The 22,323-nt window shown below is 47.0% G+C and carries 17 protein-coding genes; 3 read left to right on the forward strand and 14 right to left on the reverse strand.

What is annotated here, in order from left to right:
* Positions 1-2: 2 nt before the first annotated feature.
* Complete coding sequence (locus B5X68_RS10195; RefSeq protein ID WP_082214579.1) at positions 3-1,631, forward strand: RagB/SusD family nutrient uptake outer membrane protein; 1,629 nt, start codon at positions 3-5, stop codon at positions 1,629-1,631.
* A gap of 63 nt (positions 1,632-1,694) precedes the next feature.
* On the opposite strand, the gene B5X68_RS10200 is transcribed toward B5X68_RS10195, so the two are convergent.
* From B5X68_RS10200 to B5X68_RS10260, 13 genes are all read right to left on the reverse strand, one after another.
* Positions 1,695-2,828 (reverse strand): efflux RND transporter periplasmic adaptor subunit, encoded by a 1,134-nt coding sequence (locus B5X68_RS10200; RefSeq protein WP_082214580.1) that lies wholly within the window; start codon positions 2,826-2,828, stop codon positions 1,695-1,697.
* 24 nt (positions 2,829-2,852) lie between these two features.
* Positions 2,853-6,113 (reverse strand): efflux RND transporter permease subunit, encoded by a 3,261-nt coding sequence (locus tag B5X68_RS10205; RefSeq protein ID WP_082214581.1) that lies wholly within the window; start codon positions 6,111-6,113, stop codon positions 2,853-2,855.
* A 41-nt stretch (positions 6,114-6,154) separates the two neighbouring features.
* Positions 6,155-7,543 carry a TolC family protein gene (locus B5X68_RS10210; RefSeq protein ID WP_082214582.1) on the reverse strand — a complete coding sequence of 463 codons (1,389 nt, stop codon included), beginning with the start codon at positions 7,541-7,543 and terminating at the stop codon, positions 6,155-6,157.
* A gap of 92 nt (positions 7,544-7,635) precedes the next feature.
* The gene (locus tag B5X68_RS10215; RefSeq protein WP_082214583.1) at positions 7,636-8,547 is read right to left on the reverse strand and encodes a helix-turn-helix domain-containing protein; all 912 of its coding nucleotides are present in this window, start codon (positions 8,545-8,547) and stop codon (positions 7,636-7,638) included.
* Positions 8,548-8,766: 219 nt separating this feature from the next.
* A complete protein-coding gene (locus tag B5X68_RS10220; protein ID WP_082214584.1) occupies positions 8,767-9,156 on the reverse strand; it encodes a RidA family protein in 390 nt (129 codons plus the stop codon).
* A 94-nt stretch (positions 9,157-9,250) separates the two neighbouring features.
* Entirely contained in the window at positions 9,251-9,820 is a 570-nt protein-coding gene (locus tag B5X68_RS10225; protein ID WP_229208358.1) for a Crp/Fnr family transcriptional regulator, read from the reverse strand.
* Positions 9,817-10,650, reverse strand: a complete 834-nt coding sequence (locus tag B5X68_RS10230) for a helix-turn-helix domain-containing protein (RefSeq protein WP_082214585.1) — start codon at positions 10,648-10,650, stop codon at positions 9,817-9,819. Before B5X68_RS10230 ends, B5X68_RS10225 begins: the two co-directional genes overlap by 4 nt.
* Positions 10,651-11,622 carry an aldo/keto reductase gene (locus B5X68_RS10235; protein WP_082214586.1) on the reverse strand — a complete coding sequence of 324 codons (972 nt, stop codon included), beginning with the start codon at positions 11,620-11,622 and terminating at the stop codon, positions 10,651-10,653.
* Between the two features lie 147 nt (positions 11,623-11,769).
* Complete coding sequence (locus B5X68_RS10240; protein WP_082214587.1) at positions 11,770-14,118, reverse strand: protein kinase domain-containing protein; 2,349 nt, start codon at positions 14,116-14,118, stop codon at positions 11,770-11,772.
* A 22-nt stretch (positions 14,119-14,140) separates the two neighbouring features.
* The gene (locus B5X68_RS10245; RefSeq protein WP_082214588.1) at positions 14,141-15,298 is read right to left on the reverse strand and encodes a hypothetical protein; all 1,158 of its coding nucleotides are present in this window, start codon (positions 15,296-15,298) and stop codon (positions 14,141-14,143) included.
* A 12-nt stretch (positions 15,299-15,310) separates the two neighbouring features.
* A complete protein-coding gene (locus B5X68_RS10250; protein ID WP_082214589.1) occupies positions 15,311-15,742 on the reverse strand; it encodes a hypothetical protein in 432 nt (143 codons plus the stop codon).
* Between the two features lie 345 nt (positions 15,743-16,087).
* On the reverse strand, positions 16,088-18,880 hold the full coding sequence (locus B5X68_RS10255; RefSeq protein WP_082214590.1) for a TonB-dependent receptor: 2,793 nt from the start codon (positions 18,878-18,880) through the stop codon (positions 16,088-16,090).
* 4 nt (positions 18,881-18,884) lie between these two features.
* Positions 18,885-19,658 carry a GLPGLI family protein gene (locus tag B5X68_RS10260; RefSeq protein WP_082214591.1) on the reverse strand — a complete coding sequence of 258 codons (774 nt, stop codon included), beginning with the start codon at positions 19,656-19,658 and terminating at the stop codon, positions 18,885-18,887.
* A gap of 123 nt (positions 19,659-19,781) precedes the next feature.
* On the opposite strand from B5X68_RS10260, the gene B5X68_RS10265 reads away from it, so the two are divergent.
* Together B5X68_RS10265 and B5X68_RS10270 are read left to right on the forward strand one after the other, a co-directional pair.
* A complete protein-coding gene (locus B5X68_RS10265) occupies positions 19,782-21,203 on the forward strand; it encodes a sensor histidine kinase (RefSeq protein ID WP_082214592.1) in 1,422 nt (473 codons plus the stop codon).
* A gap of 3 nt (positions 21,204-21,206) precedes the next feature.
* Entirely contained in the window at positions 21,207-21,881 is a 675-nt protein-coding gene (locus B5X68_RS10270) for a response regulator transcription factor (RefSeq protein ID WP_082214593.1), read from the forward strand.
* Positions 21,882-21,900: 19 nt separating this feature from the next.
* Here B5X68_RS10270 and B5X68_RS10275 read toward each other — a convergent pair whose 3' ends face one another.
* Positions 21,901-22,323 carry an LIC_13387 family protein gene (locus tag B5X68_RS10275; RefSeq protein WP_082214594.1) on the reverse strand — a complete coding sequence of 141 codons (423 nt, stop codon included), beginning with the start codon at positions 22,321-22,323 and terminating at the stop codon, positions 21,901-21,903.

A 22,323-nucleotide genomic window follows, 5' to 3' on the forward strand; every position in this document is an offset into this window, starting at 1 on the left:
ATATGAAAAGCATATTTAATTTCAGACCGGTTCATGTGTTGGCTGGCACATTGCTTGCCATATTGTCTTCCTGCAACGATTTTCTGGAAAAAGAACCGCTTAATGCGGTTTCCGAACTCGTGGTTTGGAATGATGTGCCACTGGTGGAAGCATTTGTAAATGAGACCTACGCAACCATGCGCACCGGTTGGCCCAACCACAGTTCTCTGAGCGTTACCTCCGACGAATCGTTTGCACGCGAGCGGGATGGTGCACACCTGATACAACGCGGACAGATAACACCCTCCAATCTCGGTCATTTAAACTGGGCCTGGGGGCATTACTACGCCATTATTACAAAGAGCAACATTTTTTTTGAGAAGCTGCAAGGCGCAAATCTGGACCTCCTGAAAGCAGCCGACGAGAAGCGTGTTAACCGCATGACCGGCGAAATGAAATTCCTGCGGGCATTTTCCTATTTCAGACTGGCAGCATTTTTCGGCGGCGTTCCGTTGGTTGAAAACGTTTTTGGCCTGGAAGATGAATTCAGTATTGAAAAAAGTTCTTATGATGAAATCACTGCTTATGTGGTGAAGGAACTGGACGAAGCCGCAGCATTGCTTCCTTTGACACATGATGTAGCAAACAAGGGACGGATTACAAAAGGGGCATGCCTCGCCATCAAATCCAGGGCGTTGCTTTACGCTGCCAGCCCTTTGCACAATACTTCAAATGATAAGGCCAAATGGCAAGCTGCGGCAGATGCCGCCAAAGCGGTTATCGATCTCAAACTATACTCGCTTTATCCCGAGTATAGCAAGGTTTTCACGGTTCCTTTCAACAGTGAAATGATTTGGGAAAAAGTGATGAATAATGATGTGCTTAGGCAGGAAACCATTGAACGATATTTTTTTCCAAATGGCAGCGGCGGACACGCAGTAACCGTGCCCACACATCAGCAAGCCGAAACCTACGAAACCAAAAATGGCCTGCTGCCCAAAGACGACCCGAGTTATAAGCTCGAAAAGTTCTGGGAAAACCGTGATCCGCGTTTTTATGATACCATTTTATACGACGGTGCGCCCTGGAAAGGACGGCAAATCGAAGTCTTTTTACCGAAAGGAATGGATTCTAATCAGGGAAATGAGGGCTGGAATGCAAGTTATACGGGTTATTATACCAAAAAGTTTGTAAACGAATCCATCAACGGTCCCGGAGCTACGAATTCATCGAGCCCAAACTGGCCATATGCACGCTATGCCGAGATCCTGCTAAATTATGCCGAAGCACTTTATAATTTGGGAGATGAGGCTGGCGCCCGGGAATACATAAATCAAGTAAGGGCACGTGAGAGTGTGAAAATGCCAGCGGTGAAAGACAGTGGTGTTAAGCTTTTGGCGCGAATCCAGAATGAGCGCAGAGTAGAACTGTATCTCGAAGAACACCGCTTTTTTGACATGAGAAGGTGGAAACTGACGGTTCCTGCAAATACATCATTGTTAAAAATGAATGTTGAACTGGCAGCTGGCAAGAAAACATATTCGTTCTCGCCGGTTATTCAATTTGCTTTACCGGCGAACACCTATCTACTTCCTATTCCACAGGACGAGATCAACAAAAGTGCCGTTTTAGAACAAAATCCGGGTTATTAACCAAGTAAGGCGCCTTGCCGATAAAATCCTTGTAAATCACCGATTTGCAAGGATCTTTTAATTCTAATTACCTGCATTAACCATCTTCTGGTTCGCGATCGCTGCGTTGTCCCTGATCTCCTCGTTTGCCACTTTTACAATGGCGTCTCCTTCTTTGACGTCTCCGAAAACTTCGGTCTGCGTGTCTGTACTTGTCCCCGTTTTGATGGGCACCCAGACCGCCTTTTTGTCAGCAACTTTAATTAAATACGATCCCTGAGTCGAATTGAGGACGGACGACCTTGGAACCGCAAAAGAATTCACATTGCCGGCCAACGGAATAGAAACTTCCGTGATCATACCAGGTAAAAGTTTTCTATCATTGTTAACCACGTCCATTTCTGTCCGTTGGGATCTTAGCCGGTTATCGAGCGCACCGGCGAGACGGCTTACTTTGGCCGTGAAATTTTGGTTTGGATAAGATTTTACTTTGAAGGTAACCTCGCTCTGGTTTTTCAGATAGCTCGTATAAGCCTCAGGCACACTCACGACCAACCTCAATTTTCGCTGCTCGACCAATGTGAAAAGCGGAAATTCAGAACCTTTTCCCGTTGGCCCTACATACGCACCGGCGCTTACGTTGCGTGCAGTAATGACGCCGCTGAAAGGTGCCCGGATTTCAAGGTAATTGCGGGTGTCAGAAATTTCACGAATCGCGGATCTGGCCGCATCTAACTGCGCGAGATCGGATTTTTGTTTGGCCAATGCAGCATCCAGATCATTCCGGGAAACAGTTCCGGGTGTTTTGCTGGTTTCCAGTAGACGTTCGTAGGCCGCTTTACTATTTTCATAAATGGCCTCCTGAGATTGCAGACGCGACTGGCTCGTCGAAAGCTGTGCGGTCAGTTCGGGCGCTTCCATCGACGCCAGCAATTGTCCCTGGCTCACCTCGCTACCGACATCCACATGCAGCTTGCGGACAAAGCTGCTGACCTTGGCGTACAGGTCAACCTGCTGAAAAGCAACCAGTTCGCCAGGAATATGCAGGCTCGATGATAACGGCTTTTTTTCAAGAACAAATGTCTCTACGGCAGCCGCTTCAACGGGCACTTTCTTTTTTTCTTCCTCTTCCTCGGCTTTGGAAGATCCGCAGCTCTGCAACAAGCCAGTGGTGGCCGCGAGCATTAATATGGTGGTGATATGACGTATATTTTTCATTTTAAGACGGGTTCAAAATAGGAGTTATTTGGTCATTGGAACATAAAACTTGCTTTCTTCATCCTCAGGATCAAGGGAAACACTTTGCGTCGTGCTCTTACCTTGCCCCCATGCAAACAAAAGCGGCAAAATAAACAACGCCGCAAAAGTGGAGGCGATCAGTCCGCCGATCACCGCGCGGCCAAGTGGTGACGACTGGTCACCTGCCTCACCAAGTCCGCTCGCCATCGGCACCATACCCACCACCATCGCCACGGCTGTCATTACGATTGGCCGCAGGCGCAAACCGGCAGATTCCTGGGCAGCGGCAATCGCATCGCCACTGTGTTTCCTCAGCTGCTCGGCATTGGTAATCAGCAGAACGGCATTTGAAATAGATACGCCAACCGACATGATAATGCCCATATAAGATTGAAGGTTCAATGTTGAACCAGTGATTATCAGCAATGTCAGCGAACCGAGCACAACTGCCGGGACTGTTGCAAGGACGATGGCCGAAACTTTGAATGACTGGAAATTAGCGGCAAGCATTAAAAATATCACCACAATCGCGACGATCAAGCCGTTTTGCAAACTGTCCAGCGTGTCTGTCAGCGTTTGGCTCATACCCACCAGTTCGACAGAAAGCCCGCGTGGCAGCTCACCCAGGGAGGCAACTGCCTGCTCAACATCCGCTTTCGCCACACCCAGGTCAATGTTGTTCAAATTTGCAGTTACCGAAAGAACGGGCATCGAACCAAGGTTATCATTTTCTCCGTAAGTCGTATCCGGCGTAATGGTCGCAATGTCGCCGAGCACGGGGCGGTTCGAATTGCGCAATAGTGGAATTTCGCCCATATCATTGATGCTGTTCATTTTGCTTTCGGGTATCTGAACCTGCACATTATAGCTGAATCCACCTTTTTCGTCCACCCAGATATTTTTTTCGGTATATCGTGAAGAAGAAGTCGATGCGATCAATGACCGCGAAACGTCGCTCATATCGACACCCAGCTGTGCCGCGCGGGTACGGTCTACTTCGATATTGATAGCCGGATATTTATTGGACTGACCCAGTTGTACGTCACGCAGGTAACTGATCTTTTTCAACTCCGCGATCACTTTTTTCGCATATTGCTCATTCACTTTTTTGTCCCGCCCCGACATCCTGACTTCAATAGGCGTGGACGATCCCTGGCTCAGAATTTTGTCCGTTAATTCCATTGGCTCAAAAGAAAGGGCGACGTCGGGCTGCGTTTCTTTCACGCGCTGCCTGATTTTTTCTTTCAATTCTTCCAGATTTATATCAAAGTCTTCGTGTAGCCCAACCTGTAAAACGGCTTCCTGCGGCCCTGCCATCCACAAATAAATGGGGCTGATCGAAAATAAGGCAGGGTGCTGACCAACGTAGGCGGAGGTAACAGCCACATTTTCCGGTCCGACAATGTCTTTGATGGCTTGAATGGTTTTCAGCGTCTTTTCTTCCGTTCTCTCAATCCGCGTTCCTTCCGGAGCTCTCAACCGGACCTGAAACTGTTTGCCATTCACTTTGGGCAAAACATCTTTTCCGATTGAATTGAGCATGAAACCGGCTAAGACAGTAGTAATAACCAGATAGGCGATCACAATAGGCACGCGGTAGGGAAGGGTGCGCGCAATAAATCGCATAAATCTTACTCTGACACGCTCAAAACCTTTCACTTTACCGTCGTTATCTGTATCGGCACGATGGATCAGGTTTTCTTTTTGTGCATCCTTGTCTCTGCTTATGCCTGATGCTGCAAACTCTTCGGCATCGCTCATATCCGAACCGTCGGCTTTTTTGTGATGCTTCACTTTCATGATCCAGTTCGCCATCACCGGCACAAAAGTCTGCGCCAGGAAGTAGGAAACGATCATACTAAAACCGATTGCCAATGCGAGCGGCAGGAAAAGTGACCCGGGAATGCCGCCCATCGTGAATGCAGGCGCAAATACGGCAAGGATACAAAACAGGATCAACAACTTGGGAAATGCAATTTCCTGACAGGCATCCCATATGGCGAGCGCCTTTGGTTTACCCATATCAAAATGCTGGTGAATATTTTCAATGGTAACCGTACTTTCATCGACCAAAATCCCAATCGCTAACGCCAACCCACTCAGCGTCATAATGTTGATCGTTTGTCCGAAAAGGCTCAGGAACAAAACTCCCGATATAATGGAGGTTGGAATGGTCAGGATCACGATCAATGCGCCTCTCGCATCACCCAAGAATAATAACACCATCAAGCCTGTCAGGATCGCGCCGATGGCTCCCTCTGTCAGCAAACTCATCACGGAATTCATTACATAGGAAGACTGGTCGAATTCGTAACTGATCTTCACATCTTCCGGTAATGTGCTCTGAATGCGCGGCATCGCCTTTTTTAAGTTTTGTACAACTTCCCAGGTGGAAGCGTCTGCGCTTTTGGCAATACTCAGATACACGCTCCTTTTTCCGTTCACCAAACCGTAACCAGCCGTAATATCTGCGCCATCTTCCACCGTCGCCACATCGCGCAGATAAAGATTTTGAACGGAGCCTTTGAACAAAGGAATGGTTTCAAAATCCTTGATATTGCGAACCGTCGTATTGGTAGGGGTAATGAAGTTTTTATCCCCGATTCTGACGTTACCCGAGGGAGCGGTCTGATTGTTAACACGCAAGGCTTCAACCAGTTGGTCGGCAGAAATGTTATGCGAGCGCATCAACTCAGGATCGGCCTTGATCACAATTGTACGGATGTTACCACCAAAAGGCGGAGCTGAAACCAGACCGGGAATAGACGTAAACGTAGATCTGACGTAAACGTTTGCCATATCCAGCAACTCATTGTTACTCCGTTTTTCACTGCTGATCACAAGCTGCCCAACCGGTAATGTGGAGGCGTCGAAACGGATAATGAAGGGTGGGTTGGAGCCCGGAGGAAAAATGGCCTGCGCCCGGTTTGTGAACGAACTAAGCTCGGCTGAGGCCTGCGCCATGTTTGTGCCGGGATAGAAATTGATTTTCATCAATGTCAGCCCCTGGATATTTTTAGTTTCAATGGACTTGATGCCATTGACATACAGCAGGATATTAATGTATTGTTTGGCAAAAAAAGTCTCCATCTGTGTCGGCGTATAGCCGCCAAACGGGTGGGCAATGTACATAACCGGCAGATCGAGTTTTGGGAAAATGTCCACCTTGATCGTCCGGACTGCATTGATACCAAAGAAAAATAAGCCGGCCACTAAAACCATGATGGTAATCGGCTTACGTAATGCGAAACGTATTAAATCCATATTTAGTGGTCGGGTTGGTTGGGGTTGACCAATTCAAAAAATCATTGATTCATAAAAATGTTAAAATCGCCCGCAGCGGCAGCTTTAAGCAATAATGCCTGCCATAAGTTGCTTAATGCAATGTCGCGGTTGGTTTCCGCGCGTGTCAGGATGTAAAGGGACTGTGTAACGTCCACGATGTTGCTCAGGCCATTTTTATATAAAACACTTTTTTGCAGATAAGCGTCCGACGCAGATTTAACCTGTACAGGGGCCTCCTGGAAATTCAAAGTCGCGTTCCTGATCTTATTTTCAGATAAAAGAAGCTGGTTCTTGATCTGTTGGTCGGCCAGATTATATTCTTCTTTTAATGCATTGGATATAAAATTCTGGGCTAAAACCTGCTGCCTGGTTCTTAGGATTCCTGTCATATTCCAGGTGGCGCCGATTCCGATCAGGTAATTGGCCCGGACCGGCTTGATGCCCTCGAAATAATTTTGCGTGTAAGCGTGCTGATCGGTAGCATAAGAAGACGAAAAACCGGCTCCACGACCTTGAAAGACTCCAAATGCGGTAAATGTGGGCATTCCCAGCGTCTGAAAATATTTGGCCTGCTGATTACTGACGGCAATGCGGTTGGCATAATATTGCAGCAAAGGATGGCTTTCAGTTTTATAAACCGAGTCGGATAACGACCGCGGCATTTTTGTAATGAACATGGTGTCCAGTACAAATTGCTGATCCGTGACGCCCATTAACCGGGCAAGCGTGTTGGCCTGCTCCTGCTCGAAATCCCTGGCCTGCGTAATGCTGATCTTCGCATTGGAAACCTCTGCATTGGCCAGAGAAGAGTCAACGCCGGGAATCAGGCCGTTTTTTGCTCTGGTAACCACCACATTTTTGAGCCCGTTAGCCCGTTCTAGATTGTTTTGCCAGGACTGGGTCAGTCGCTGGGCTGCAAGTAAATTCAGGTAAGCCGCCGCGACCCGGATGCTGTGTTGAAATTGCTCTTGTGCAAGGTCACTTTCGTCACGCGTAACAATGGACTGGGAAACATTGATGCGTTCGCGAGCACGGCCAAATGCAAAGAAATCCCAGTTTACATTCGTCAGATAAAGTGCGCCAAATGCAGCATTCCAGTTTTGCTTCGGAAGTGGCAGACCCGACGAGGCAACTGAAAGTCCGAGACCATAAAGCGGGCCGTTCTGGCCGTTTACAGTTCCGTAATCCTGCTGGGCAGATAAGTTGAAGTTGGGCAGATACTCTTTTTTGCTTTGCTGCACCGTTGCTTTCGAGGCATTGAGGTAATTGTTTTTTGCCTTGATGCTGGCGTAGTTGGTAAGCGCGGTTTCAACTGCGTTATTCAATGTTAAAACCTGCGCGTTAAGTCCAAGACTTATAAAAAGGAGGTTTACTAATAAAAATATGGAGCGGGTAGGACGGATCGACATATGTGGCTGTCAGATTTTGATGCAAATGTATGGAAGTAACCGCGTGTAATCTTTACTGCTTTCAAACAATATCTTATAAAATTCAAACATAGTTACCTGACATGTGTCCGGTAAGACTTGGGCGTTACACCTGTCTGTTTCTTAAAGAGGTTGTTGAAATAGGCCGGATATTCAAATCCCAGGCAAAATGCAATTTCTGCAACACTCCAGTTCGAGTGCCTCAGCATGATCTTTGACTGCGATAATATCCGGTCGATAATGTGCTCTGTAGTGGTTTTACCCGTATTCTCTTTTAATGTACGGTTGAGGTGATTTACGTGGACGCCAAGCCTTGCGGCAAAGTCTTTGGCCGTTTTCAGTTTAAGCTTATGCTCAGGCGATTCGATTGGGAATTGCCTTTCCAGAAGTTCCTGAAACTGGGACGAAAGCCGCGCCGACCCGTTCGCATGAAGGTCCTGCATTTCCGAAGGCTGCATTTTCATCGCTTCATGCGCGATCACATTCACATAGTTGCGCATCAGATCATACTTATGCACGTAATTCGATTCAATATCAGCCTGCATCTTGTTGAACACACCTAGCAGATATTGCTCCTGCGCCGGATCTATAAAATACACCGGAATGCCGTCTGTCCGCAGGATAGGACAATCATTGACTGTCATCGAGCGGGTCATTGTGCTCAGGAAATGGTCAGTGAAGAGGCAAAAGTATCCGGACTGGTCTTCTGAGGTGGCTTGCCAGGAATAAGGTACATTGCGATTAAAAAAAACCAGTGCATTTCGGTTGACCTCGATCTGCTGGTCTCCATAAGAAATCCTCCCTTTTCCAAGGATCAGTGAAATCTTGTAAAAATCTCTTCTCGCATAGGAGGTATACTTATTACAGAACACACGGGAAAATACATTAAAATGCCCCTCATCCCCGGTGGATTTGTCGGGTCCTTTAAGTCCTCTGGCCGCCGGGTGGGTCTGATAGAAATGTTCTACGCTCTCACTTAATATCATTTGCTGAAATTATGAAATTCAAATATTCGCAACAAATCAGCAGCGTTAAAATTTCATTATAGTTGACGTAAGCTTGATATCGTTATATTTTTTCAAATTTTAGCAAAACAAAACTATATCGGAGCAAAGAAAGAAGGGGGGCCTTGCCCGGGGAAGAAGAAAAGGGGCAACCGGCACAATGCTGGTTACCCCTGACTTATTAATACGATAACCGGTGCCCTACTTCACAAGCGTCGCTTCCAGTTCCACACATAGCGTTTCATAAAGTGTTTTTACCTCAACAACTGTCGAAACTTGCTTTATTTCGTTTTTGGCGACCCAATCGGTGAATGTGTCGAAGACCGAGAAAAATTCCGGGTGGTTGGTCGTGTAAATATTCAGACGGGCGATGTTTTTGAGTTCGTATCCGGCCTTACTGACGACCTGCTCCAGATTATGCATGGCCAGGAGCAGCTGGGTGCGCATGTCCGCGTCGCTTGATGTGCCGTCGGGATGCACGGCCGCCTGACCGGCACAGTACAATGTGCTTTCAATATGCTTCACTTCCACGCCCTGATTGTAGGAGCGATCGTCCTGCCATTTCCAGGGGTTGATGATACTTTTTTCCATTTTTAGACTTATTTGATTTCCAATGCAAACTTAGCGATCGCATCGAAAACCGTCCCGTGACCTGCCTCACGACTTTGGTGTGCGGTAGATCACACTAAAAGTCCAGCCTGCTAAGGGTTTCGCGGGAAACACCCAGATATGCAGCGAGTTGCGTCTTGGGCAGGCGTTGCAGCAGCGAAGGATGCTGTCCGGCGAACTGCTTATAGCGTTCCTGGGCGCTGGATGTCATGAGAGAAAGAATGCGGCGCTGGCCCGCTAGAAAGCCAGCCATTACTTTTTCCAGAAAGAAATGCTCGATTTTGGGCAGCCCGGCGCGTAATGCATTAAAATCGTCCAGCGACAAGCATAGCGCTTCGGTATCTTCGAGGCATTCCATAGAAAGTGTCGCCTTCGTGCGGGTGTAGTAAGCCTCAAAGTCGTTGTCCCACCAATCCTCCATTGCGAAGGCTAAAATGTATTGTTTTTCGGTCTCCTCGTCCGTGTAAACCAGCTTTGTCAGGCCCGACAGCAGAAAATAGTTATAGGGCACCGGCTCTCCCCGCTGCACCATAAACTGATGTTTTTTGAACTTCCTGAAAACGAAATGCTTCTCAACGAATGCATATTCGGCGTCCGTTAAAGGCACTAGTCTTTCAATGTGTTGCCGCAATTTTGAGTGCATCATGTAATTGAGCATTTCAGTGCGTTAGGTGTTACGCCAAATTTCTTTTTGAAGGAATGTGAAAAATGTGACAGGCTTTCAAAGCCCAGGTCGAGATAAATGGCTGAGGGTTTTTCATGTTTGGTTTCGATGAGGTGTTTTGCTTCGGTTAGTCGTTTGTCTTGCAGCCATTGCCGCGGTGGAACACCGAAGGTTTTCAGAAAATCGCGTTTGAAGGCTGCCAGACTGCGGCCGGTAAGCTTCGCAAATTTTTCAATGGGGACATTGAAATGAAAATTACTAAGCATGAACCTTTCCAGGTCGATCTTATAAGGTTGTGAAAAGTCGAACAAAAAATTGCGGAGTCCGGGCACGGCAAGCAACAATAATTTAACACCTTCCTTCACTTTCAGGATGCCCATTTCGTCCGTCATGGCCGCTCCCGAACTTCGGGCGTAGGGAATGATCGATTGAAAATATCCCTGCAGGAATTCGTTGGATGGAATCAGAAGATTGGGCGGGCCGATGTATTTCTGGTCCGATTCAAGCTTTTCTTCCAGCACAATCCTGCGCAACAGGTCTTCCTGCAGGGATATTACAACCGTTTCATAATGAGCAGACGGGGAGCCTGCGGGCCCCGGAGTCTTGGTAAGTGTGCCCAGCTGGTTTCTGCCGACCAGCAGCATTTCCCCTCCCGTCATTGAAATTTTTTGTGAGGAGGTTTCCAGGGTAAATTGTCCCGAAACCTGCAATACCAATGTATGATGGTTCCAAAAACAGACTTTCTCTTTCCGCTCAGCAGAGAGGTAAGAATAAAAGATCACACCGGGAAGGATTTCTGCTGGACTGGTCATTTAGCGTTGTAAGTAAGTGCCGCCAAGGATCGCACCTTTTGCAAAAGTAGTGTTTAAGGTGTTCAATTCTTCCGGAGTAAACACAATATCCATGGCTGCTATATTTTCGGGCAAACGCGACCTGCGGCTCATGCTCACCAAAGGCATAATGTGCTCGCCCTGCGCATTCACCCAAGCGATCGCAGCCTGTGTTGGCGTACAACCCTTATGGTTGGCAAGTTGCTTTAAAACTTCTACTTTTTCCAGGTTACTAATCAGGTTGTCGCCTTGGAAGCGGGAAAAATGGTTCCGGTGATCATTTTCTGCAAGCGGCGCTTTCAATTCACCGGTTAGTAACCCCTCCGCCGTATTAGCGAAAGCCACTACACCCATGCCCAATTCCTTTGCTGTTGGCAGCAGATCGCTTTCTATCTGACGGTCGGCCAGTGAATAACCAATCTCTAACGCGCTAATGGCGTGAATGCTGTTGGCTTTACGCAGTTGGTCAGCCGTAATTTCGGATACGCCAATGTAGCGCACTTTGCCTTCTTTGATCAGGTCAGCGACCGTTCCGATAATGTCCTCCACGGGTACGCTGCCATCCATTCGGCTGGGCTGGTACAGATCAATGGTCTCAATGCCCAAACGCGTCAAAGAGTAGTTTATGAAGTTTTTGATCGCGATAGGGCGCAGGTCCAATCCCAGCCATTGACCGTTGTGAAAGATAGCGCCAAATTTTACACTGATGAACGCATCGTCGCGCCTTCCCTTAATGGCTTTGCCTATCAACATTTCATTATGACCGGCACCATAAAAGTCTCCGGTGTTTAAAAAGTTAATGCCATGATCCAATGCTTCATGGATCGTCGCGATGCTCTCTGCTTCGTCAGGTGTAGAACTGCCCCAGACAGACGACATACGCATACAGCCCAAACCAAGTTTGGACACGAACGGGCCATTTTGACCCAGCTGAATTTTTTTGATGTTTTTCATAATGCAAAGATCAACCTTCCCATCGGAGTGGAAGTTGCTTGCATGGCTCAAATGTTTTGCTCCTACGGCTCACTTGTGGCGAAGCGTTTTCAAAAGTCCGGTAGGACGGGAGTGGCATGCTTTAAGATAAAGCCAGCTGATTGTTTTTTATTCAAATAATGGCATCCGGGCGAACTCCGGACGGTTAAGCTCTTCGAACAAAACCGCTGCGCCAATGTTTCCTTTATAAAGGCTGTGGTTTTTCATCTGACCGGAATAAATGTGTGGCAGCATTTGTTTAGCTATCCGTTTCGCCGCGGTCAGGTAAAAATCGTCTTTGGTAGCATTATAAACACTCAAAAGTGCATAACATTCGCCTGATCTGCCGCAACACAAGCTGCCGTTCATGCCGGCAGTGGCGGCATTCAAAAAGTGGCCAACCGATTTTTTCGCGAGATCAAGGTAATGTTCATCGGATGTAAAATGGAATAAGGATGTCCATAGAAACGTGTATCCTGCCGATCCGTGGCACCAGCCTGTCCATGAAGCCGGTTCGGTATTTGAGATTTCCCAGCGTAAGATTCCATCTTCTTCAATGCCAAGCTTGATCAGCTGCTCAACTCTTTCGAAGAAATTGACAGGTAAATTTTGTCCGGAAACCTTACACCATTTCAAAGTAGCATATAAAATTCCCGCCCAGCCGTGTGCAATTCCCCGGTAATTGATCGGGTTTTTTTCGCTGATGGCTGCGTATGTATCGACCATCGACCAGATTTCTTCCATCACACCTTTCCCAAATGCGAGCAGATCATTCTTAACGAATTTGTCATACGAGGGCATACTTTCCAAGATAAGCGAACCGCCAATCAGCGCGGCCGATTTGCCCAGCGTAAGGTCCAGATTTTCACAGGGATGCGAGGCATGCATTAAAAAATTGCGGACAGCATTATAGTAACTGCCATAGTCCCCCGATGCCTGACTTACCAGTGCCTGCACCAGATCCACCCCGCTCGGCGTGTGATATATGGAGGAAAGTCCGACAATAGACGGAGTGAGGTCCATGTCTTTTGAATAGAAACCATTTTCAGGATCGTGAATATAACTTGCTGCCCGGTCACTCCAGACATCTGCCAGGGCGAGTGTTTCGGCGCTTGAATTCACTAATGCCTTGCGTAAAAATAGGTAGGCAATCCCCGCCGCGCCGAAATTAACCGAACTTTTCGGTGCCAATTGAAGTCCGGTTTTTAATAGATCTCCCGCAAAACCATAATCTTTCAGTATGGAATCCCGGAAGACCTGCACCGACATTTTCTTGTCTTCGGCAAATCGATCCGGGAAACTTTCCTGCACTTTCATCATGGCTAAATAGAAATCTTCAATGTTTTCATAACGGTCTTCTTTTCGTTTGGCAAGTGCTTTAAAGATCGTTTTTTCAATATTATTGTCAGTAACGATATCCAGGTTTCTAAATGGAACGGGTGTTTCACTGACAATTTGCGTGAACAGTGTTTTCTTGTCATATGAAAAATTGAGATACTGCTTGCCGGTAAAAATCTGGTAAAATAATGCACCCAAAGCATATTGCTCACCTTCAAACGTGGAAGGCGGGGTAGGTTTGGAGTCAAGAACTGATTGCGCATATTCAGGCTCGAAGAAAAATCCCAGCCCGCCACGCATGGGAATCTGATCCTTTGAAACCATTCTGGAAAGTCCGAAATCGATGATCTTCAATTCACCCGATTCGGACACGATAATGTTGGCTGGATGCACATCCGAGTGAATAATTCCCTGGCTATGCAAATGCGTGTAAGCATTGAGAACACGGCAGGAAATATTGAGCAGGGAAAGCACATTGGAATGATCCTGAAGATTATGATATTTCTCGGCTGCCTGCAAACAAGTTTCGCCATCGACCCACTCCATGATCAGATAATGATCTGTCCCGTTTTCACCGTGTTCTGTCAGAGACGGATTTACGGCATCGTCGAGTGCATTGAGTATATCAATTTCGTTGTAAAAATTCGCCAGCAACTGCGGTGTTTGCTTGCTCGTTTTCAGTAATTTGAGTGCGTATAACCGGCCATTTTTCTTGATTTTGTAAATTTCTGTATCGGCGACCCCTTCAAGTTTGGATACGATTTCAAAGTCCTTAAACTTGTCACCGTCTTTTAAGGATTGTTTGTTTTTACCAAATGTATCGTCGTAGGAGACCAAAAAACCCTCATTTCGGAGTCTTGCCAGAAACGTATATGAGCCTTCAAGGATCTGTTGCGCATCCAGGTTATTCAGCAGGGCATACGTGAGAACGCCTTCCGGCAGGGATTTGGGTTTACGAAATTCCTGCAAAAGCGACGCAGAGGAAGCATCGACGATTTTGCTTGTATTTCTGGCGTGTGTATAAGTAATGATGAAGTCGTCAGCTTCGTATTCGAATTTGGCAAGCGCCTGTTCAGGCAATTCCTTTACGGGCAGCACCTGAACATCTTCCGGCAGTATGTATAGTTGATTAGAAGCCATAAGTGTAAGATTTAAATTTTCTCTAAACAGCTGTCCAGGTAACCGGATCAACTCCTTCCAGTATCATTTTTTTCAAAACAAAATCAACACTTTGCTCCTGGCTCAACCTTTCTGTTTTGGACAGGGCGATGGATGCTGCCAACTTTTCGGTCACTATGGCGCGCCAGCTTCCTCCTTCCCAATTCTTCAAAATTTCGTCGGTAGCGCTGTCCATTCCCCATGATAACATTCCCGAATCATCGAGCGAAGCCGTGAAGGGAACACCCTGAGCCTTGTGTTCTTTTAAAACAGGAGCAAGTTGTTCGGCTGCATTCATTAAATGTTCATAATCAGTGAAGTAAGCCACAAATTTGTCGGGCCGGAGCAATCCTTCACGATTCATGCCAATTTTAAAACTGAAAGCATCAGACCCTGTAAGAACGCGGACTGTTTTTTCAAATACATCCGGCAGATCTTCCAGAACAGGACTGATGTAAATTTTATAGGTTGCCTTCAACCTGGCATCGTGACGCTTCTTTTGCTTCCGGCTCCACGAAATCCAGCTGTATTTGGGATCTGGCTCATGCTTATTCCAATTTTCAAGCAGTTCGCGGTTCAACGGGTCATTATTGCCGATTCTCAAAAATTCTTCCACTTCTTTAAACGTTTGCAGGCCATTACCAGGCGTTAAAAGAAGAGGCACCGTGTTGTATGCGTAAAGTTTGTTTGCCAGCGAAGCAGTATCCACTTCATTCATTTGAAACGCATATTGAATAGCCCTCGACGACATTTTCAGCAGTGGGTGCTGGCGATCCTGATTTTGCTCCTGAAACTCATAAAGCAAATGCTGCGCGGCAAACCCCCCATAAAAACGCTGGTCGATCTGAATTTCGAAAATTCCTTCCAGTACCAGTTTGGCCATCGTAAGGTTGACTTCATCATCATATCCAGCTTTAAAATAATGTGGTAATTCACCCGGATTTTGCAAATAGTAGAACAGGAGCGCAACTTCTTTATAGGCCAGCTTCGCAGTGCCAACCGTTTCCGAATGCTTTCGCCGGAATACGCCAAAGAATTCAGGATCTTTGCTTAAATCAGCAAGGGCATGAAGCTCTTGCTGATTTAAATTCCCCTGCTCAATCAATTCAAATGCCGGATTTGACCGAAAAGTTGAGTGCAAAAGAAATTTGACTTTGATCATCAGATTGTTGTTTTATCTGTTTCCCCGCTGCACACGAATTTCCTCAATGGCTTCATGCAATTTTTTTTCGAGCATATCGAGCTGATTCGGTGCTTCCTGGATCTTTACGTCGACATACTTTTGAAGTTCGGCCAGGTTATTCCGGAATTCGTTCAGCTCTGTTTCATCCAATTCGTCAACCCCCTGCTGGATGGGCGTTCCGGTTTTCCAGATCGTAAAGTCTGTGGGAATGAGCGAAGGCAGATGACTGCACGCAATGACACTGCAGCCGCCGCAGGTAAATGCAGGGCAAACCGTAGGCCAGTGGCAAAAAGTATGGCCCGGACAGTTGAATACAGTAGGATTTTGACAAATAACGGATGGATTTGTGATCCGGCAGAGTATGATCTTATTTGGATCAAAATTTACTGTAACAGCAAGGTCCTTGAATTTGAAAGTTTTCATGTTTCTTATTTTTATATATGGCTAAATGGTCATGCTCCTGACTTTTTGTCCGAAAAAATTCAGGAAAAACGGTATTTCAAATCTTTCTGGCTATCCCATGGCTCACCTCCTTTCATCGAAATTTGACCTTCGTTTTGCGACAAACAAGGCAGCATGAAGCATACCTCCACGATTTCTAATCTTCGCTCATTATTCAATTCGTTATTTTTTAACTTGACAAAATTATAATTGGAATGAACCGTTTTTAAGCGCCAAAATACCCGATTTGAAAATCAGGTATTTTGGCGTAAGCAGGTAAAAACACGTTTTGTGATATGGGTAGTTTGCAACCGGGAAAGCAGCCGGTCAAATTCCAAACTTGCGGAGGTTATAAACAAAACTTACAAGGAAATATCTTTTCAGCACAATGCTCTGGACATCTTCAATATAAGTTTCGGTCGTGTTGCGGGCGAGACTGCGGTTTTGGTTCAAAATGTCAAAGACCTGCAACCGGATTTCGCCCTGTTTTCCCTTCAAAAACTGACGGGACAGAGCAGCATTCCAAAGCGTGAATTTTTGATTGAACCCTGCCGTGCGGCCCGTGTTACCGGTGTAGGTCAGGTCTGAGCTGAATACAAACCGAAACGGAAGCTGCCAGTGCAGATCCGCGGTCATATACTGTGACCAATATTGGGTATTCTGCTGAGGCAAAAGCGAATAACTTGCCCGCTGATAGCTGATGCGCGCGCCAAATCCGTAATCGATCGTACCATCAAATGCAGACTGAATGCGGATCCCCTGACCAAGCAAGGTCGTTTTCGCCTGGTTTTTGAGGTTGTTGATCAGGCTTTGGCCAGCGGAAACATTGGCTTGCGTATTAAGTGTCAGGCCGAATTTCAACGCGCTGATATTTTTGCTCCATGATAAAAAACTATTCAGCGCCCAATAACCCTCTGTATTGATAGGTTTTGAAAAACGCGCACCATTGTCGCTGATCGTGGTTGCATTATTGATCCGGCTGTTGCTCTGGTTCAGATTTGCAAAAATGAAAAGACTTCTGTCGCCGCTGCTTTCCGAGCTGTTATAAGTTAGCGTTAAAGTGTTGAAATATTCAGGCCGCAGTGCCGGATTGCCGCTTTTTATATCAAGCGGATTCGTATTGTCGATAACGGGCTGCAGCTGCGTCACACTCGCCGGAGCAATACGCGTGCGATATTGCAGCCGCGCACGCCGGTTGCCGGAGAATGTATAGCTAAACAATGCGTTGGGCAGCCAGTGCACAAACTGTTTGTCGATGCGCGAATCCTGCGACAGATTATCAGACAGCTGTTTAGAACGCTGTACATCAAAACCCAATGTATAATTAAACCTCAGCCGCTGCGTTTGCAATGTCGCACCTGCTTTGTGCGCGGTAAATGTTCCCGCAAAACGGTTCGTTAGCACTGAATCGGGAATGGAAAAGCTGTTGGTTTCTTCATTTTTATCAAAAACAAACCGTGACTGGCGGTTCTGACTATTCATCCAGGCATATCTAACTTCCAGTTTTTGGCGAAATGAAAGAGGCTCGGTAAAAGAAAAGCTCAGGTTGTTTTGTGCTGAAAAACTGTTCTGCCGGTTCTGTTGGTCAATGTTACTGATCACTTTTTCTAAACCCAAAGAATCGTAAAACATGTTTCGGGACTGGTTGTAGCCTGTATTTCGTCCATCAGACAGAACCGTGTTCAGGTTTGCCGACATTGTGCGTCCCAACTTTCCGAATTTTCGCATCAGGATCAGATTGTTGTAGCCATTCAACCCGTTGCCGGCGGAGCGGTAGTGCGTTTCTCCCGCATTGAGGGAGTCGCCGTTTTTTGAATAGGAAAAATTACTCAGATCGCTGTTATAGCGTACATTCTGCCAGGAAATGTTTGGCGTCAGGCGAATGCTGGTCAGAGAATCCAGCTGAAACTCAAACCGTCCGTTAAAGCGCTGATTGAAAGCCTGGTTCCGGTTATAATTGGATTGATCTGTAAAGAAAGACTGTCCCGGAAGGATGTATTCACGCCGGCTTTTTTGATCGGTGGTCGTGACGGCCTTATTGGCAAAATAGCTGGCTGATATTTCCGCACGTTTTCCATAGCGCACTTTTTCGCCCTCTGCGCGGTAATTGAACCCGCCAGCCGTCACCTTGGTAATACTGGTTGGCGTCTGTCCGTTTTCGTTTCCGAAGGAGCCAGGCTGGCCAATGAACATCGGGCCGCCCATTCCGCCGCCGGGCAAACTGCCGTCGCCTAGTGAAAAATTCTGTTGGTTCAAATTGTTAGCCTGGCCAACCAGCGATATCTGTCGGCCCGGCCCGCCGTTTCGGTTATTGAATCGGTTGAGGCTCAGTTTTCCCTGGTAACGCATTGCATTGGTCTCCGTATTGCGGCCAGCCCCGATCGAATTTTGACCAAAATAACCTTTCCCTTTATCTTTTTTGATCGTAATGTTGATCGTCCGCTCCCGGTTGCCATCATCCATGCCCGAAAATTGCGACTGGTCGGACGACTGATCATAGACCTGGACCTTATCCACAATGTCAGCGGGCAGATTACGGGTTGCCATTTTAGGATCATCTCCGAAAAACGGCTTTCCATCCACAAACACCCTGCGCACGGCCTGTCCATTGCTTTTGATTTCCCCGTCACGCGAGACTTCCACGCCGGGCAGTTTTTTAAGCAATTCTTCCAGCTGGGCATTCGGCTCGGTTTTAAATGCGTCTGCATTAAATTGAACTGTATCGCCCTTGAGTGCCACAGGCGGAGCCTCCTGTTTGATCACCACTTCCTGTAAATCGTTGCCCTGTTCGCTCATCCATAATGTATCGAGGCGGACTGCGCTGTTAAGGGATAATGTGAAGAGCGCGGATTTGTTACGATAGCCTATAAACGTAACAAGCAAACGGTAACTTCCGGTTGAAACATTTTTAAAACGAAATTTGCCGTCCCCGTCCGTAATGCTTGCCATAACGTAGGCAGAGTCGCGTTGCATAACCAGCGATACCGACGCAGTACGCAAAGGTTTTTTACTGGTCGAATCGATGACGACGCCTGACACTTCCGCTCGGACAGTGGATTTCTGTCCGGCGGCGTTGAAGTGTGTCAGGATAATGATGGCTAATAGCAGGGTGAGTCTCATAAAGTTATCTTCCGCCGTCTCCCGGCATCATTTTCTGCTGACGAAAATCGGCCAGCGCTTTTTCCCGCATCTCTGTTAGTTCTTCTTTGGAAATTTGCTGTGCGCCCGGCTGTGGCTCTACGTCTGTTGGATTCACCAACCTGGGCTGCACCTTTGTGGCCCTGAACTGCTCGCGCGTTCCTTCAATCAGCAGCACCACGCCTTTTTCCGGAGTGAGCTCCTGGACGGGTGAATAGGTTGCAGGCAGATCTTCGGTAAACCAGACTGCGTAAGGTTCATCCTTGAACTTCACAATCGCCTTTTTGCATTGGTAACCTGCTATTTTCTTTGTTTGATCGGACATTTGCCAGCCCGAAACAGCCTCTATCTGAGACTCACTTTTATACGTCTTTGCTTCCGGGCCTTTCATAGTCAGGAACGTAATCACTTTTCTTTCCGCCAGGTCTACACATTTATATTCATCGAATGGCCTGCCCAGGTTTGTTGTCTTCGGCGGCCCGCCATCCGGCAAAACCCGGGTAACAATCGTATTTTGATCATCCATAATCTCTCTGGCGAAATTTCCCGAAAAAAGGGTTTTTTGTCCAACAGTACGTGAATCGGGTAGGTCGGTAGGGAAGTTCGGGTCGCCGGGCTTGACGGGCTCGCCGTTAAAAACCATCCGCAGTTGGGAAGGGTCGATTTTGCGGACTATCTCATAATTGATCTGTCCTGAGAATTGTGCATAGGCCTGCCCGGCGGCCAGCCACATTGCGGCCAGCAAAATCTTGATTTTCATAGCATTTGCTTGTTTAGTTTTGACGTTCCAAAGGTGGCAGGAAGCAATGTTAAGCACTGGTATTTAGTGTTAAATAGTGTTACAGCCGTATCAAAGCTGTTCGCGGCATTGTAGCTTTGTACTATGAGCAGTTCCCGTATCCGGTTCATTTTCTGGCTGATGGCCATTTGCATTGTGGCGATCAATGCATTTCAGGGTTATTGGCTATTGAGCACATACCGACTCAACCGTTCCCAGTTTCAGCAGACCGTCCAGGAGGCGCTTTTTCAGGTGGTCGAAAGAGAGCAGATCGTGCGGGCAAATGCAATGTTTGGCCGTAATGGTCAGAAACCAGGCGCCCCCGGCCCACCACCTTTGTCGCGGTCTAAAATGATCGTCAGAAAATTTCAATCGGGCCCGAACGCGCAGACACGCCTGTATTTCCGCTCAGATGCTGGTGACGAAAGCGAGAAGTTAGCCCCGGGGGACACATTAGCAAACCGGATTTCCAGAATGCTCGTCCTGGGCTGGGCGGAAGGTGATCAGATTGACAAAAGAAAACTATACAAGATTTACCAACTGGAACTTCAGAAACGTGGGATCCGGGCTGCATTTTTGATCGACACATTGCGCATCATACCCGAATCCAGCGGTGAAAATACTTTTTTCATTGATAGAAGAACGGGTCGTTTGGATGCAGCGAAGCAGTTCAGGACATTTCCTGTGCCGATTAATCCCGTAAAGAACCTTTTTGTTCAGGCTACTTTCGATACGCCGTTTTTTTATTTGTTTAAAAAAATGGGCGGGTTGCTTGCGGCCAGCTTCTTTTTACTAAGCCTGACAACCGGCTGCTTCATTTATATGTTGCACACTATTTTAAGGCAAAAACGGCTCTCAGAAATAAAGAACGATTTTATCAATAATATGACACACGAGCTGAAAACGCCCATTGCGACTGTTACCGCTGCTGTGGAGGCGATGATGAACTACGGCGTGCTTGATAATCCTGAAAAAACAAAAAGTTACCTGGCTATTTCACAGAACAACCTCGGCCGCCTGTCGGAACTAGTGGAAAAAGTGCTGAATCTTGCCGTAGAAGAAAAACAGGAAATGAAGCTGCATCGCGAGCCGGTCAACCTTCGCCAGCTTATTTCCGAAATTGCCGAAAGCTATATGCTCAAAGCCACAAAACCGGTTCATTTTGACCATAATATCCCGGACAATGATGTGGTTTCCGTAGACCGTATGCATTTCTCAAATGTCCTGAGCAACCTTGTGGATAATGCAGTGAAATATTCCAATGAAAAAGTAACTGTGATTTTCCGTTATACAAATGATGGTAATAATTGGCAACTGGCCGTGGCGGATAATGGGGTGGGGATTGCAAAAAATCATCAGCAAGCTGTTTTCGAGCGCTTTTTTCGGGTGCCGGCAGGTGATTTGCATGCCGTAAAAGGCTTTGGGCTGGGGCTTGCCTATGTGCGGCAGGTGGTAGAACGGCATGGCGGTAAAATAGACCTGGTCAGCGAGCCGGGGAAGGGAAGTGAGTTTATCTTGAAATTTTGATCCATGCCAAAAGTTTTACTCATTGAGGATGAGCCTGCATTAGGGATGATCGTCAAAGACAGCCTCAGCTATCGCGGGTTCACGGTTTTCTATGCAGAAAACGGCGTCGCAGGTCTGGCCCAGTTTGACGAGCATTGCCCTGACATTGTCGTTGCCGACGTAATGATGCCCGATATGGACGGATTTACGATGGCCGGGCATATCCGCAAAAGAGACCCGAATGTGCCTATTATGTTCCTGACAGCCAGGTCACAAACGGCTGATGTAGTGAAAGGTTTCGAGCTGGGCGGCAATGATTATCTCAAAAAACCATTCAGTCTCGATGAGCTGATCGTCCGCATTGAAGCGCTGCTTCGTCCCAGAAACGCATTTGCCTCAACGCTGGCCGTTTTCAAAATTGGCAATTATACCTTTGATCCTGCCAAGCAGAAGTTATCCTTCGACGGGCATGAAACGTCTCTTTCTCACCGGGAAGCAGAGCTGTTACGCCGTTTGTATCAGCTTCGCAATCAGGTTTTGGAAAAGAATGTTGTGCTGCTGGAGCTTTGGGGGGACGATACTTTTTTCAATGGCCGCAGCCTGGATGTCTTCATCACACGCCTCCGCCGCTATCTTAAAGACGACCCGCAGGTGCAGATCGTCAACATCCGCGGCGTTGGGTATAAACTGATAATTTGAAAGCTCTTTTTTGCAGGTGTCATTTTTTATTTACAATAACGGCAAGCAATGTGCATAGTCCTGCACAAAGACTTATACCGGCCGCAAATGGGAAAAAATAGCGAAATTCAACAACGCCAAATAGTATATAAATAATACCGATTGGTAAGAGCAGTTTGTTGGCAATGTTTTTTTGTTCGTTTACAAACCCCGAGATAGACCAGAGCAGCAGGATAGTCATTATAAATAAGCCAAAGATCATCAGGCTGTAGCCATGGTAATATTCTGCCATCGTTTTACTGGCTCCCATAAAATTAGCGCTGTAACTTTTCATAACCTTGACCACCGCACCCATTTTTGGATCCTCCGGTTCGTCCCAGGTTGAGTGGCCGACACTATGCCCCAATAAATGCACCACGATCAGGGCAGCTGCAATTCTCAATAGTATTTTCGAGCTCATCAT

This window comes from Dyadobacter psychrophilus (genome assembly GCF_900167945.1).
Classification (GTDB): Bacteria; Bacteroidota; Bacteroidia; order Cytophagales; family Spirosomataceae; genus Dyadobacter; species Dyadobacter psychrophilus.

Bases quoted from the DNA above. Each gene is read 5' to 3' on its own strand.
- B5X68_RS10265 (WP_082214592.1), top strand. From the start codon at position 19,782: ATGAGCAGTTCCCGTATCCGGTTCATTTTCTGGCTGATGGCCATTTGC.
- B5X68_RS10215 (WP_082214583.1), bottom strand. From the start codon at position 8,547: ATGATATTAAGTGAGAGCGTAGAACATTTCTATCAGACCCACCCGGCG.
- B5X68_RS10270 (WP_082214593.1), top strand. From the start codon at position 21,207: ATGCCAAAAGTTTTACTCATTGAGGATGAGCCTGCATTAGGGATGATC.
- B5X68_RS10255 (WP_082214590.1), bottom strand. From the start codon at position 18,880: ATGAGACTCACCCTGCTATTAGCCATCATTATCCTGACACACTTCAAC.
- B5X68_RS10200 (WP_082214580.1), bottom strand. From the start codon at position 2,828: ATGAAAAATATACGTCATATCACCACCATATTAATGCTCGCGGCCACC.
- B5X68_RS10230 (WP_082214585.1), bottom strand. From the start codon at position 10,650: ATGACCAGTCCAGCAGAAATCCTTCCCGGTGTGATCTTTTATTCTTAC.
- B5X68_RS10250 (WP_082214589.1), bottom strand. From the start codon at position 15,742: ATGAAAACTTTCAAATTCAAGGACCTTGCTGTTACAGTAAATTTTGAT.
- B5X68_RS10245 (WP_082214588.1), bottom strand. From the start codon at position 15,298: ATGATCAAAGTCAAATTTCTTTTGCACTCAACTTTTCGGTCAAATCCG.
- B5X68_RS10235 (WP_082214586.1), bottom strand. From the start codon at position 11,622: ATGAAAAACATCAAAAAAATTCAGCTGGGTCAAAATGGCCCGTTCGTG.
- B5X68_RS10210 (WP_082214582.1), bottom strand. From the start codon at position 7,543: ATGTCGATCCGTCCTACCCGCTCCATATTTTTATTAGTAAACCTCCTT.
- B5X68_RS10240 (WP_082214587.1), bottom strand. From the start codon at position 14,118: ATGGCTTCTAATCAACTATACATACTGCCGGAAGATGTTCAGGTGCTG.
- B5X68_RS10205 (WP_082214581.1), bottom strand. From the start codon at position 6,113: ATGGATTTAATACGTTTCGCATTACGTAAGCCGATTACCATCATGGTT.
- B5X68_RS10260 (WP_082214591.1), bottom strand. From the start codon at position 19,658: ATGAAAATCAAGATTTTGCTGGCCGCAATGTGGCTGGCCGCCGGGCAG.
- B5X68_RS10225 (WP_229208358.1), bottom strand. From the start codon at position 9,820: ATGATGCACTCAAAATTGCGGCAACACATTGAAAGACTAGTGCCTTTA.
- B5X68_RS10275 (WP_082214594.1), bottom strand. From the start codon at position 22,323: ATGATGAGCTCGAAAATACTATTGAGAATTGCAGCTGCCCTGATCGTG.
- B5X68_RS10220 (WP_082214584.1), bottom strand. From the start codon at position 9,156: ATGGAAAAAAGTATCATCAACCCCTGGAAATGGCAGGACGATCGCTCC.
- B5X68_RS10195 (WP_082214579.1), top strand. From the start codon at position 3: ATGAAAAGCATATTTAATTTCAGACCGGTTCATGTGTTGGCTGGCACA.